14 protein-coding genes are annotated in these 12,847 nt (G+C 29.8%); 1 reads left to right on the forward strand and 13 read right to left on the reverse strand.

The window, feature by feature from the left end; all coding sequences use genetic code 11:
• Positions 1-10 precede the first annotated feature (10 nt).
• From AC2TY9_RS01120 to AC2TY9_RS01165, 10 genes are all read right to left on the reverse strand, one after another.
• Positions 11-640, reverse strand: a complete 630-nt coding sequence (locus tag AC2TY9_RS01120) for a hypothetical protein (RefSeq protein ID WP_489778910.1) — start codon at positions 638-640, stop codon at positions 11-13.
• 104 nt (positions 641-744) lie between these two features.
• Positions 745-984 carry a DUF4006 family protein gene (locus tag AC2TY9_RS01125; RefSeq protein ID WP_489778911.1) on the reverse strand — a complete coding sequence of 80 codons (240 nt, stop codon included), beginning with the start codon at positions 982-984 and terminating at the stop codon, positions 745-747.
• A gap of 1 nt (position 985) precedes the next feature.
• Positions 986-1,879: a c-type cytochrome gene (locus AC2TY9_RS01130; protein WP_489778913.1), complete on the reverse strand. Its 894-nt coding sequence runs from the start codon at positions 1,877-1,879 to the stop codon at positions 986-988.
• 2 nt (positions 1,880-1,881) lie between these two features.
• Positions 1,882-2,106 (reverse strand): CcoQ/FixQ family Cbb3-type cytochrome c oxidase assembly chaperone, encoded by a 225-nt coding sequence (locus AC2TY9_RS01135; RefSeq protein ID WP_489778915.1) that lies wholly within the window; start codon positions 2,104-2,106, stop codon positions 1,882-1,884.
• 9 nt (positions 2,107-2,115) lie between these two features.
• On the reverse strand, positions 2,116-2,799 hold the full coding sequence (gene ccoO / locus AC2TY9_RS01140; protein ID WP_489778917.1) for a cytochrome-c oxidase, cbb3-type subunit II: 684 nt from the start codon (positions 2,797-2,799) through the stop codon (positions 2,116-2,118).
• Between the two features lie 16 nt (positions 2,800-2,815).
• Complete coding sequence (gene ccoN / locus AC2TY9_RS01145) at positions 2,816-4,282, reverse strand: cytochrome-c oxidase, cbb3-type subunit I (RefSeq protein ID WP_489778919.1); 1,467 nt, start codon at positions 4,280-4,282, stop codon at positions 2,816-2,818.
• Positions 4,283-4,473: 191 nt separating this feature from the next.
• Positions 4,474-4,944 carry an SsrA-binding protein SmpB gene (gene smpB / locus AC2TY9_RS01150; protein ID WP_489778921.1) on the reverse strand — a complete coding sequence of 157 codons (471 nt, stop codon included), beginning with the start codon at positions 4,942-4,944 and terminating at the stop codon, positions 4,474-4,476.
• 5 nt (positions 4,945-4,949) lie between these two features.
• Positions 4,950-5,711: a 4-(cytidine 5'-diphospho)-2-C-methyl-D-erythritol kinase gene (locus AC2TY9_RS01155; RefSeq protein ID WP_489778922.1), complete on the reverse strand. Its 762-nt coding sequence runs from the start codon at positions 5,709-5,711 to the stop codon at positions 4,950-4,952.
• The gene (truB, locus tag AC2TY9_RS01160; protein WP_489778924.1) at positions 5,711-6,559 is read right to left on the reverse strand and encodes a tRNA pseudouridine(55) synthase TruB; all 849 of its coding nucleotides are present in this window, start codon (positions 6,557-6,559) and stop codon (positions 5,711-5,713) included. Before truB ends, AC2TY9_RS01155 begins: the two co-directional genes overlap by 1 nt.
• 17 nt (positions 6,560-6,576) lie before the next feature.
• Positions 6,577-8,631, reverse strand: coding sequence for an ATP-dependent helicase (locus AC2TY9_RS01165; RefSeq protein WP_489778926.1), 2,055 nt, complete (start codon positions 8,629-8,631; stop codon positions 6,577-6,579).
• 150 nt (positions 8,632-8,781) lie between these two features.
• Between AC2TY9_RS01165 and AC2TY9_RS01170 the strand changes: the two genes are divergently transcribed.
• Complete coding sequence (locus AC2TY9_RS01170; protein ID WP_489778928.1) at positions 8,782-9,681, forward strand: LysR substrate-binding domain-containing protein; 900 nt, start codon at positions 8,782-8,784, stop codon at positions 9,679-9,681.
• A gap of 31 nt (positions 9,682-9,712) precedes the next feature.
• On the opposite strand, the gene mnmL is transcribed toward AC2TY9_RS01170, so the two are convergent.
• The 3 genes from mnmL to dapB are packed head-to-tail and all read right to left on the reverse strand — an operon-like array spanning position 9,713 to position 12,841.
• Entirely contained in the window at positions 9,713-10,708 is a 996-nt protein-coding gene (gene mnmL / locus AC2TY9_RS01175; protein WP_489780443.1) for a tRNA modification radical SAM protein MnmL/YtqA, read from the reverse strand.
• On the reverse strand, positions 10,692-12,041 hold the full coding sequence (gene purF, locus AC2TY9_RS01180) for an amidophosphoribosyltransferase (protein ID WP_489778930.1): 1,350 nt from the start codon (positions 12,039-12,041) through the stop codon (positions 10,692-10,694). The genes mnmL and purF overlap by 17 nt, the downstream gene beginning before the upstream one ends.
• 26 nt (positions 12,042-12,067) lie before the next feature.
• The gene (gene dapB, locus AC2TY9_RS01185; RefSeq protein WP_489778931.1) at positions 12,068-12,841 is read right to left on the reverse strand and encodes a 4-hydroxy-tetrahydrodipicolinate reductase; all 774 of its coding nucleotides are present in this window, start codon (positions 12,839-12,841) and stop codon (positions 12,068-12,070) included.
• Positions 12,842-12,847 lie beyond the last annotated feature (6 nt).

The raw sequence follows: 12,847 nt of genomic DNA on the forward strand, positions 1-12,847 counted from the left end.
TTTTAAAATCCTATTTTTTTCTTCTTAAAACTGCAAAAGTATATAATAAAATCCCAACAACTACTAATGAGTACATAAATACTCTCCAAATAGTTCCTGCAACTTTACCTGAACTTCCTATGCTACTTTCAAGTTCAATTCCTCTTGTTTCAGCAATAGTATCAGCAATAGCTGCATAACCATTTAAAACAGCGGCACTTGCTTTTGCATAAGTTGAGTTCTTATCTTTTGAAGCAAGCAATGGTACAACATAGTCGTTTAAAATCTCATTTTTATCTACGATTTCTTGCAAACTTGAAGATACAATTAAATTTACATGAGTGTCTTCTACTGACATTGTTAGTAGAACATAAGGACTTTTCAAATTAGGAATAATTTGAGATTCATAATCTTTTATATATTTAATTTTATCTTTTGTGGGAGTATTTTCTGGTAATCCAAATGATTGTTTTACATAAGTGTAAATATTTACCCCAAGTTTTGATTGAGTTTCATTTCCAATTTCTTCTACTTTAGTAATAGTTCTTGGATCAATTAAACCACCATCATTTAGTATAAATTTACTTGCGAAAGATTGAGTAGATAAAAAAAGTAGCAGTGAGAATACTGCTACTTTTATATTAATATTTAAACTTTTCATTAACCAACGAATACTCTAGTTGAATCAAAGAAACCTAAATAGATTGATAAAACTGCCATGATTCCCATACCTAGCCAAATTAATCTGTATAACATTGTGTCTCCTTATTTCCCAACTAATTCATATTGCTTGTGGTTGCTTCTATCAACTGCTTTTAAACCATTTAAATCTTGGTTTATTTTATAGAAGTTTTGTGCTTCTCTTTGTTGTACCACAACTGCGTTGAAAACTAAAACTGCAAGAATAGTTAAAAGTAATACTACTGCTATTAACATTCCTGTGATTCCGTGCATTAGAGAAAATAATCCTCTTTCGTTATCATTCATTTGAGTGTTTCCAGCCATCTTACTCTCCTAAACTTCTAATATAAGCAGCTAGTGCTTTTTCTTGAGTTTCGTTCAATCTACCTTTGAAACTTGGCATCATACCAATGCTTCCTTTTTTACCATCTGTTAAAACAGCAGTAACTAAAGCATCATCAAATGCTTTAATATTTGGAGCAACGAACGCCATACCAGCACCATCGGCACCATGACATCCAGCACATACTGCATACATAGCTGGTTGTTCACCTTTAAATCCACCAGCAACATATTCAGCTACTTCATTGATATCTTTCTCTTCAGTTAACATCATTGGAGGCATTCCTGCAGGATATGCAGTTTTTAAACTGTTTGCACCATTTTTGATAACATGAACAACTTGATCTTTACTAAATCTTTTTGTTAAGTTATGAGCTTTCCCGTTGATACCTTCAGCATCAACACCATGACAAGGTGCACATTGAACTAAATAAGTAGACTCACCCATTGCAACTAAAGTATCATTAGTTGGGTTTTCCCATTTAGATTCAAATCTTGCATTATACTCATTAACTTCTTCATTCCATTGACCAATTTGAGAGAAACCATTTGTTGGATAACCTACTGTCCAGTACCATACTAGCCAAACCATAGTACCAACAAAAGCTAAAGCCCATCCAGTAGGGATTTCGTTTTTATATTCACCAATCCCATCCCAAGCTTCTTCAGATAGTTCACCACTAGCTGTGTCATTTTTAATTTGATTTACATATTTAAGTGCTACAAATACAGTAATAGTAATAATTGCAATTGCACCTAAAAATGTTAAACTATTCTCCATTGAAATATCGCTGCTTAAAGCATCACCTGCAACTATGTAAGTTCCTGCGATTAGAGCAACGATAAGAATAATTCCACCTATAACCATAGATTTCATAATTATATCTCCTTCTCTTTTTTCTCTTGTTCTTCTTTTCTTTTTTCGAGAGGATCAGCTACTATACTATCATCATGTACTAGATCTGAATATTTTTCAAAATCTCTTTCACCTTTTTTTTGTCTTCTATACATAGAAAACGCATAAGAATAAAATACAATGAAAACTACAAGAATTAGGAAAAATTTTGCGTATCCTTGTATAGTAAGTAGTGTTTCTTGATCCATTTTAACCTCTTATTTTAAAGAATTTAAATATGCAATTAATGCAACAATTTCAGGAACTTGACCGTTAGCTACGGCGTCTTTTACAGCTTGATTTTTCATATCAGCAGCAATTGCTTTTGCTTCTTCTTTTGCTTTTGCAATAGCTGTTTCATAATCACCTAGTTCTACATCTACTTTTCCATCACCGTCAATATCTAGATCATATGGAGTATTAAATACATTTTTAACTGTATAAGCTTCACCATAAGCTGTATCTAAATCAGCCATGTTTGTAAAATGATGTGGGTACGCAGGCATAATTGAACCTGGTACAACTGAAGCTGGATCCATCATGTGATTCTCATGCCAATCAGTAGTTCTATAATTACCAACTCTCATTAAATCTGGACCAGTTCTTTTTGATCCCCATAAAAATGGTCTATCATAAGCATACTCACCAGAAAGTGAATACATACCATATCTATCAGTTTCTGATTTAAATGGTCTAATTAACTGAGAGTGACAAGCATTACAAGAATCTTTAATATATACATGTCTTCCTGCTAATTCAAGAACTGTATATGGTTTTGTACCAACAGTAGGTCTTGATTGTTTTGCAAAATCAGGGATAACTTCTATGATACCTGCAAATGCGATAAATATAAATAATAGTACCGAAAAGAAAAACGGTCTTTGTTCAAACCAATGAAACATAATTTTACCCTCCTTCTTACGCTGCTACTGGCGAAGCATTTACTGGTTCTTTATCAAGTACTCTACCTGCAGTAGCAGTTTTGTACATGTTGTATGCGAACATAAAGAATCCAACTAGGTATAATAACCCACCAACAGCTCTAATTGTATAATATGGATGTAACACAGTTACTGTATCAATGAATGAGTAAACTAATGAACCATATTCGTCATAAGCTCTCCACATCATACCTTGAGTAATACCTGCAATCCACATAGATGTAAAGTATAAAACAATACCAGTTGTTTGTAACCAGAATTGAGTATCCATTAACGATTTAGAGTAAATCTCTCTACCAAACATTCTTGGTGCCATATGGAACAATGCAGCCATAATCATGAATACAACCCATCCTAAAACACCATCATGCACGTGACCTGGAATCCAGTCAGTAAAGTGAGCAATAGCATTAACAGATTTGATTGATTGAATTGGTCCCTCAATTGTTGATAACATATAGAATGTCGAAGCTAATACCATAAATTTAATTAGTGTATTAGTTTGTAATTGTTGCCACTCACCTTTCATAGTTAAAAGCATATTAATAGCAGATCCCCATGATGGTAAAATTAAAACAATTGACATTACAGAACCCATAGTTTGCATCCAATCTGGAACAGTTGAATAAATAAGGTGGTGTCCACCAGCCCATAAATAAACAAACATTAATCCCCAGAAAGCTAAGATAGATAACTTATAAGAGTAAACATTTTGTCCTGATTCTTTTGGTAAGAAATAATAAATCATAGCAATAATTGGTGTTGTAAATACGAATGCAACAGCATTGTGTCCATACCACCACTGAACTAAGGCATCATTTGTACCAGCATACATAGATACTGAGTGAATCCATGAACCATATCCAGAAACTAGTGCAGTTGGAACTTCCATATTATTAAACAGATATAACATTGCAACTGCGATGAAACATGCAATATAATACCACATAGAAATATATAGAGTTCTTTCTCTTCTAATTCCAATTAAACCAAAAATTGAGATACCCCATAGTACCCACCATACAACAACAAGTAAATCTAAAGGCCATTCTAATTCAGCATACTCTTTTGAAGTTGTAATACCCATAAATAAAGTTACAACAGCTAACAAAATAGTAATAAAGTAAAGAACAAAATGAACTTTTCCTATTGCTAATAAAAATGGAGACTCTTTTAGAGAAACTTTTAATACTCTTTGACCTACATAATACCATGTAGCAAAGATACCACTAAGAGTAAAACCAAAAGCAACACCATTTGTGTGTAAAGGTCTTAATCTACTGAATGTACCATATTCACCTGCTAGGTTATTTAAACCTGGAAACGCAAGTTGAAATGCAAGTATAACACCAACAGTCATACCAATGATACCAAACAGAATTGTTGCAAATGTAAACGCTTTTGCAATTGAGTAATCATACTCGATTCGTGCACCGTTTTGCATCAATCTCCTCCTACTAATTTTTTTAAAGTCACTTTTTTGTCACTTATCGGGTTATCTTAACGAACAAAAACTTAAAATTAACAAAAAATTAACACTTCTATTTAAGAATTTAACAAATATTTTTTTTTAAGTTTCATTTAATTTTAGATAATAGCCTGTTTTTTATATATAAATTTCATATAAATAATTATTTAATAACTTTTTAAGGCTCTTTGAATATCTCTTTTCATTGTTTTTTCTTTTAAGTCTTCACGCTTATCATGAAGTTTCTTACCTTTTGCAGTTGCAATTTGCATTTTAATCATATTCTTCGAATTAAAATACATTTTTAATGGAATTAAAGTGATTCCATCTTTAGTTACCTTTGAAAAAAGCTTATCAATTTGTTTTCTATGTAATAAAAGTTTTCTATCACGTCTTTCATTAGGTCTATAAGTTGAATGAGTTGTACTTAAGTGTGTGATATGCATGTTTAAAACAAAAACTTCATTTTTGATTATTCGAACAAAGCTATCCTTAAGATTCACCCTTCCTTCTCTTGCTGCTTTAACTTCACTTCCCTCTAAAACAATTCCAACTTCTAAAGTCTCAAAAATCTCATAATCATGGAAAGCTTTTCTATTTTTAAAAACTTGATTTTTATTAACTTCTTTTTTGCTCATTTTAATTAACCTTTAATCTTGAAAAAAGAACTTCCACTTCCACTAAAGTAGAAATTGTCTTTATTGTAATTGTTTAATTGTGGATAAATATTGCTAGCTGGTGCAAACAAATCATTTGCTTCTAAAATATTTAGGTGATTCAATATCTCTTTAGAATCCATAGATAAAAGTTTTTCTTTTTCATCTTTTGTAATCTCTTTATAAAATTTTTCTCTAAATATTTTAAAAATTTGCCCTGTATTACACTCAATTTTTGGTGTTATAACTTCAATATCTAAAATCTCTTCTTCAAATTTCTCTACTATTTCACCAATGCCAGTAACATTTGCACTATCATACTCATATACAAAGAATGGAACATCTGCACCTATTTGTACTGCAATATTACAAAGTTCATCTTTAGTTAAATTTAAATCACAAACTTCATTTACCATAATCATAAATGTAGCAGCATTAGAACTTCCACCACCAAGTCCTGCAAACTCTGGAATTCTTTTTTCAACAATAACACAATTTTTTCTAAAATACTCTTCAACAGCTGGTGAAATCTCTTTTAATTTTTCATAAGCTTTATATATTGTGTTTTTTTTAGTTTCACATCCAAATTTTCCAACAAGAGTGAAATCTTTGAAAACCCCTGGTTCAAAGGATATTACATCATATAAGGAATGAACCCTTACAAATCTTGATACTAATTCGTGGTAATTTTCTCTTCTTCCAGCTATTTTTAGAAAAATATTAACTTTAGCATATGATTTTTTTATCACTATATCAAGACCTTATTTAATAGATATTTCACTTCTTTATTTTCAATTTGGATTATACTAAAAAAGTCATCAAATTTTATAAGATATTTCCCATCTTCTTTATACTGAAAGTACTCGACTAGTATTTTCTTTCCATTATCAAAATAGCTTTTATCTCCAAAATATTTATTCTCTTTTAAATCTAAAAAATCTAAAGGGTTTAAATCTTTTTCATTTTCATAAAAAAATTCACCTTCATTTAATCTATTTAAATATGATAGTGTCCCTTTCTTTTCTAACTTTCGAAGTAGTATTTGAGCTAAACTTCTTATATAAGAACCTTCACTTACACTTGCTTCAAAACAAATAAAAGGATGTTTATATGAGATAAACTTTGTGTCAAAGATTTTCATTGAAGATTTTTTCATTTGAACATCAACACCTTCTCTTGCTAAATCATAAGCTCTTTTTCCATTTATTTTCTTTGCTGAAAACTTTGGTGGGAAATATTCGTGGGTACCAACTAAATTTTTAATCTCTTCTTCTAAGAAAGATTTTTCAACTTTCTGTTCATCTTTTATATCAATAATATTTTCAATATCAAGAGAATCTGAGCTTGCACCTAACCAAATAACAGCACGATATGTTTTAGGTGTTTTTTTCAAATAATTAAACAGTTTTGAATATTGTCCAAAGGCAACTATTAAACACCCACAAGCAAAAGGATCTAATGTTCCACTAAATCCTGCTTTTTTATTTCTATATTTTCTTTTTATTTCATTTAGATATGAGTTTGAACTTCTGAAAATAGGTTTATTTACAACAATTAATTTATTTAATTGTTTATTATCGTATAATTTTTTTTGCATCAATTTTAATTTTATCTCTAAATTTTTTCGACAAAACTTGAAAGGATATCTCTTCTTTGCCCACCAAAGTTTATGGTTAACTTATAATCTTTACCAGCTTTAGATGCTTTTTGAACTCTTCCCATTCCAAAAATTTTATGCTGAACTAAATCACCTTTTTTGTAATTTGAATGTTTTTCAAGTTGAAGACTACCTTTTATAAGTCCAGCTTCACTTAAAAATCTACTTTTTAAAAGTGTTGCCCTTTTCCCTTTGTAAAACCTTGAGTGAACAAAAGACATAGTTAAAGTATCCATTGCTCTAGTTATTCCAACATAACCTAATCTTCTTTCCTCTTCAATATCACTTCCATCTCCAGTAATTGGAAAAAATCCTTCTTCAAGACCTATTATAAAAAGATGTTTGTATTCTAAACCCTTTGCAGAGTGGATACTCATCATTGAAACAGCTTGATCTGTTAATTCACTGTTTTCTGAATCTAAGGCAATCTCATTTAAAAAATCTTCTAATGATAAATGGGGATGTTGAATAAAATAGTCTCTTATATATCCATAAAATTCATCAATATTTGCTTGTCTATCAAAACCATCAGGAACATTATCATATGAAGCTCTATAATCAAAAGTATCTTCAAAAGAATCTAAAAATCTCATTTTTGATTCTTCTAAAGCCTCTCTTAAATCCATAATTGAGGCCATAAATACTTTTAAAGTTCTTGAGTTTTTCTTTCCAACAATTGCTGCTAATTCATCTGCATTATACTCTTCTAATATTGTAAAAATTGGTTTTTTAATTTCAATTGATTTTGCATCAAGTTTATCAATTGTAGTTTTACCAATCCCCCTTTTGGGTTTATTGATAACTCTTTTTAATGAGAAATTATCAGTTGTATTTGTTAAAATTCTAAAATAAGCTATTAAATCTTTGATTTCTGCTCTTTCGTAGAATTTCATTCCACCAACAAGCCTATAACTAATTCCAGCTTTATTAAAACCTTCTTCAAGTGATCTAGAAAGTGCATTTACCCTAAATAAAATCGCAATATCCCTTGCTGATTCACCTGTTGCAACAAGTTTGATAATATCATCAATCAATTTTCTTGTTTCTTCATTTTCATCATGGGATTCATATATTCTTATTGAATCACCTTTTTTTCTAGTTCCAATTAGTTTTTTGCCAAGTCTGTCTCTATTATGTTCAATAAGTTGATTTGCATGTTCTAAGATTGTATTTGTTGAACGATAATTTTCTTCTAATTTTACAACTTTTGTGCCTTCAAAATGATCAGAGAAATTTAAAATATTTTTAATAGTAGCACCACGCCATCCATAAATAGACTGGTCATCATCACCAACAACACAAATATTATTGTGTGTGCAACAAAGTTTTCTTAATAGTTTGTATTGTAATTCATTTGTATCTTGATACTCATCTACCATAACATATTGATATTTTTGACTTGTTTCCTTTGCTAACTCTTCATTTTTTTCTAAAATTAAGTATGGTAATAAAAGTAAATCATCAAAATCCACAAGGTTGTTTTTTAATAAATAAGCTTCATATTTTTCATAGATATCTGCAATTTGTTGATATAGTTTTAATTGGGCAGTTGACTTAGCTTCACTTGGAGTTATTAAAGTATTTTTATATTTTGAAATTTCTGAAACTAAAAGTGAAGTAGTAATCTCTTTATCAATTGATCTTAAAATTCTTTTTTTATCATCATTATCAATTATTATAAAAGAGTTTTTCCTTCCAAGTTCAGTCATATGGAATTTTAAAAATAAAAGTCCAAATTTATGAAAAGTGCAAAGTAATGGAGGTGTATTAATCATAGATGGATCAATCATCTTGAATGCTCTTTCTCTCATCTCTGAAGCAGCTTTATTTGTAAAAGTTAATGTTAATATGGAAGAGGGATCAATCCCTATTGAAATAAGATAAGCTAACCTTGTTGTAATTGTTTTTGTTTTACCTGAACCAGCACCTGCTAAAATAAGTAATGAACCATCTATATGAATAGCAGCATCCTTTTGCGAATCATTTAACGAATTTAAAAAATTATCTGACATTTTCTCTCCAATACTAATATCAAACCCAGAAAAATAGCTTAATATTATATATATTATAACAAATTTATCATAAAAGAATTAATTCATTTAATAATTGTATGTATAAACTAATGTTATAATTATCATCACTTATTATTAAAGGTTATAAGAATGCTTACAGATTTCGCAAAACTAGAAACTTTTTTGACTGTGGTAAGAGAAAAATCATTTTCAAAAGCATCTTCTAAGTTAGGTATCTCTCAGCCAGCTGTTACACAACAAATGAGATATATTGAGAACTATCTCGATGTTCAAGTTGTTGATAGAAAGAAAAATGGTATTAGACTTACAAAAGAGGGTCAAATGCTATATGCTATCGCACAAAAAATTGAAAGATGTGTTAACAATGGTGAAAAAGAGTTATTAAAAATAATGAATAAAGATGTTACTTTTGTATTTGGTGCTTCTTTTATCATTGGTAATTATATTTTACCTAGATTTTTAAATAAATTAAAAGAAAATATCAATAATGATGTTTCTATTAATGTTTCAGTTTCACATAAAGCTATTGAAGATTTATTAGATAAAAAAATTGACATTGCATTGGTTGAAAATTATGTTTCAGATGAAGATATTATCTATAGAGAATGGATGGATGACGAAATTGTAATTTTTTCAAATCAAGAATTACCAGCTAAAGCAAAAGCAGATGATTTATTATCTTATAGATGGGTATGTAGAAATCCAGATTCACATACACGACATATCTTTAAAGAATCACTTGATAAAGCAAATTATCCAGATTGTGATACATTTAATGTTACAAGTGAGGTTACAAGTGCAACAACTATTGTTCAAACAGTTTTACACTCAGATAAAGATGATACTCCAACTGTTTCAATTGTTTCAAGAAACGCTATTGAATCATTAATTAATGCTGGTGCATTATATGAATCAAGAATTGGTAATCACAAAATGACAAGAAAGTTGTATATTGCCTATAGAAAAGATAGAAAACATGATGCATTTATTGAAAATGTAGTTGACTATTTACTTAAAATCGAAAGATAAATACTAAGAGTTATCTCTCTTAGTATTAATTCTAATACTTTAATCCCTCTTTTATTAAAGCTTTTCTAATCTTATTTATTTGAGAATGTTTATTTTTACACCACATTGGTGATAATAAAGTAGAATCATCAATTCCAGCAGTTACTCTTTGAACTGATACATCATCTGGTAAATTTTTAATTGATTTAACTACAGTATCAACATATAAATCTTCAGATATTGGTGTAAATTTTCCTTTTTTATAATCTTTTGTTAATAAAGTATTTTTTACTACATATAAAGGATGAAACTTAATTGAATCCACTTTTAATTCAAGGGTTTTTTCAAAACTATCTAACATCATTTTTTGGTCTTCACCAGGAAGTCCATAAATTAAATGTCCACAAACTTTTAAATCTCTTTGTTTAGTTTTATTAATCCATTTAAGCATATTAGCTGCATCATCGCCACGATTGATTTTTTCTAAGGTTTCATCATAAAAAGATTGAATTCCATACTCAACCCAAATCTCTTTTTCTTTATTTAATTCTTCTAAAAAATCTAATATCTCATCTGTCATACAATCAGTTCTTGTTCCAATTGAAAGACCAATCACATTTTCAAAAGAAAGTGCTTTTGTATATAAAGCTTTTAATGTTTCAAGTGGAGCATAAGTGTTTGTAAAAGATTGGAAATATACTATAAATTTATTTGCACCAAATTTATTACTAAGTCTTTGTTTTGTTGCATTAAATTGCAGTTCTAATTGTTTTAGTTGATTATCTAAAAAAGGATTTTTTTCAACTCTAGGATTAAGTTTAAAACTTGGTTTTTTCTCTTGCAAATTTGGTGAGAAGGAATCATTTTCACAAAAGGTACATCCACCCTTTGCAACAGTCCCATCAATATTTGGACAAGTAAATCCTGATATTGAGATGGGAGTTTTATAAACTGTTTCACCAAATTTTTCTCTAAAGTATCTTCCTATTGTAAGAACTTCTTTATTTTTGATTTTGTTAATTGAGTTTCTCTTATTTTCTAACGAAATAGTCACCGTCAAAACTCTCTAAGGCATAATTTGTACCAGTACCAATTGAATTTTTTAAATCTTCAATAGATAGATATTCTAAAGTATCTGCTTCAATATATTCACAAATTTCCTCTTTTGTCATTCTATGGGAAATTAATTCCTCTTTTGAGGGAGTGTCTATTCCATAAAAGCATGGATATTTTATCTCAGGAGATGCTACTCTAAAGTGAACCTCTTTAGCTCCAGCTTCTTTTAGTATTCTAACGATTCTTTTAGAAGTAGTTCCTCTAACTATTGAATCATCAATTACAAGTAAAGACTTTCCTTCAATTAACGATCTCATAGGAGAAAGTTTCATTTTAACTTTCATACTTCTCATCTCTTGAGTTGGCTCAATAAAAGTTCTACCTACATAGTGATTTCTAATAATTCCATATTTAAAGTCAACTCCACTTTCAGATGAATATCCTAAAGCTGCAGGAACTCCAGAATCTGGTACAGGAACAACCATATCAACTTTTATTCCATTATCTTTATCATTTCTAGCAAGAGTTTTACCCATATTTTCTCTAGTTGTATAAACATTTTTTCCATCTATAACTGAATCAGGTCTAGCAAAATATACATATTCAAAAGCACATGGTCTAAATTCTGGTTCAAATAATTGAATTGATTCTAACTCATCTGTTTTATCAGAGAAAATAAGCATTTCTCCTGGTCTAATATCCCGAATAAATTTGGCATCTACAAGCTCAAAGGCGCAAGTTTCACTTGCAACTATATATCCACCAGTTTTTAATCTTCCTAAAGATAAAGGTCTAATTCCATATCTATCTCTAATAACAAATTGTTTATTTCTAGATTGAATAATAAAACAATATGCACCAATAGTTTTTTCTAATGCTTCAATAATTCTATCTCTTAATCTATTTTTTGAGTTTTTAGCAATTAAGTGAATTAGGTTTTCAGTATCCATTCCTGTTTGGAAAATAGCACCATTATTAATTAGTTCATTTCTAACTTGATTTTTATTAATCAAATTTCCATTATGAACAATTGAGATTTCACCCAATTTATATTTTGCATAAACAGGTTGAGCATCTAAAATAGAATCTCCACCTGCTGTTGAATATCTATTATGACCAATTGCCATATTACCCTTTAAGTAAGACAATGCATCATCATCAAATACTTCAGATACTAAACCTCTATCTTTTTTTGTATAGATTTCACCTTCAAAACAAGAAGAGATTCCAGTAGCTTCCTGACCCCTGTGTTGCATTGCAAAAAGAGCTAAAGAAGCTAGTCTTGCAGCATTATCATTTCCATAAATTCCAACTATTGCGCACATATGATTTATCTTATCCTATATAAATTTTATAGACCTAAACAGTCATTAATTGAATATAATCCAGGCTCTTGATTAACAAGCCACTTCGCTGCTTTTATTGCACCCTTTGAAAAAGTATTTCTTGAGGTTGCAGTATGGTGAAGTTCAATAAACTCTCCATCATTGTAAAGACCAACTGTGTGACGTCCTACAATATCACCACCTCTTAAACTCATTACACCAATTTCATCTTTAGTTCTTGCACCAATTACCCCATCTCTTCCAGAAACTCTAACAGCATCTAAATCAAGATCTCTTGCCCTTGCTGCATGTTCTGCTAAAGTAAGTGCTGTTCCAGATGGTGAATCAACTTTATGTCTATGGTGTTGTTCAACAATTTCACAATCAAATTCTCTTAAAGTTTTACTTGCAAGTGAAACAAGTTTATTTAAAACTGCAACACCTAAACTCATGTTTGTAGCATATAAAATAGGCACTTTTTTGCTAGCTTCTAAAAGTAAATTTTGCTGATGTTTGTTAAATCCAGTTGTAGCAATAACTAATGGCTTATTCCCACCATTTTCAACAATCTCTGTAAGTAAGCTTTCAGTTGCAACTGGAGCAGAAAAATCAATAACAACATCGCAAGATTCTAATAAAGTTTTCATCTCATTTGTTACTACAGTACCTTCTGGAACGCTCTTTTTTAATTCATCAAAAATATGACAAGCAGAAAGTTGTGCTTGTTCATCACTTTGCAAATCATCAATTAATAAAGAACCAACTCTACCTGTACTTCCTACTACACCTACATTAATCATACGTTA

This window comes from Arcobacter sp. ISO1, from assembly GCF_058105185.1.

Excerpts from the sequence above, each read along its gene's own strand:
- AC2TY9_RS01120 (WP_489778910.1), bottom strand. The coding sequence starts at position 640 with ATGAAAAGTTTAAATATTAATATAAAAGTAGCAGTATTCTCACTGCTA.
- AC2TY9_RS01125 (WP_489778911.1), bottom strand. The coding sequence starts at position 984 with ATGGCTGGAAACACTCAAATGAATGATAACGAAAGAGGATTATTTTCT.
- AC2TY9_RS01130 (WP_489778913.1), bottom strand. The coding sequence starts at position 1,879 with ATGAAATCTATGGTTATAGGTGGAATTATTCTTATCGTTGCTCTAATC.
- AC2TY9_RS01135 (WP_489778915.1), bottom strand. The coding sequence starts at position 2,106 with ATGGATCAAGAAACACTACTTACTATACAAGGATACGCAAAATTTTTC.
- ccoO (WP_489778917.1), bottom strand. The coding sequence starts at position 2,799 with ATGTTTCATTGGTTTGAACAAAGACCGTTTTTCTTTTCGGTACTATTA.
- ccoN (WP_489778919.1), bottom strand. The coding sequence starts at position 4,282 with ATGCAAAACGGTGCACGAATCGAGTATGATTACTCAATTGCAAAAGCG.
- smpB (WP_489778921.1), bottom strand. The coding sequence starts at position 4,944 with ATGAGCAAAAAAGAAGTTAATAAAAATCAAGTTTTTAAAAATAGAAAA.
- truB (WP_489778924.1), bottom strand. The coding sequence starts at position 6,559 with ATGCAAAAAAAATTATACGATAATAAACAATTAAATAAATTAATTGTT.
- AC2TY9_RS01165 (WP_489778926.1), bottom strand. The coding sequence starts at position 8,631 with ATGTCAGATAATTTTTTAAATTCGTTAAATGATTCGCAAAAGGATGCT.
- AC2TY9_RS01170 (WP_489778928.1), top strand. The coding sequence starts at position 8,782 with ATGCTTACAGATTTCGCAAAACTAGAAACTTTTTTGACTGTGGTAAGA.
- purF (WP_489778930.1), bottom strand. The coding sequence starts at position 12,041 with ATGTGCGCAATAGTTGGAATTTATGGAAATGATAATGCTGCAAGACTA.
- dapB (WP_489778931.1), bottom strand. The coding sequence starts at position 12,841 with ATGATTAATGTAGGTGTAGTAGGAAGTACAGGTAGAGTTGGTTCTTTA.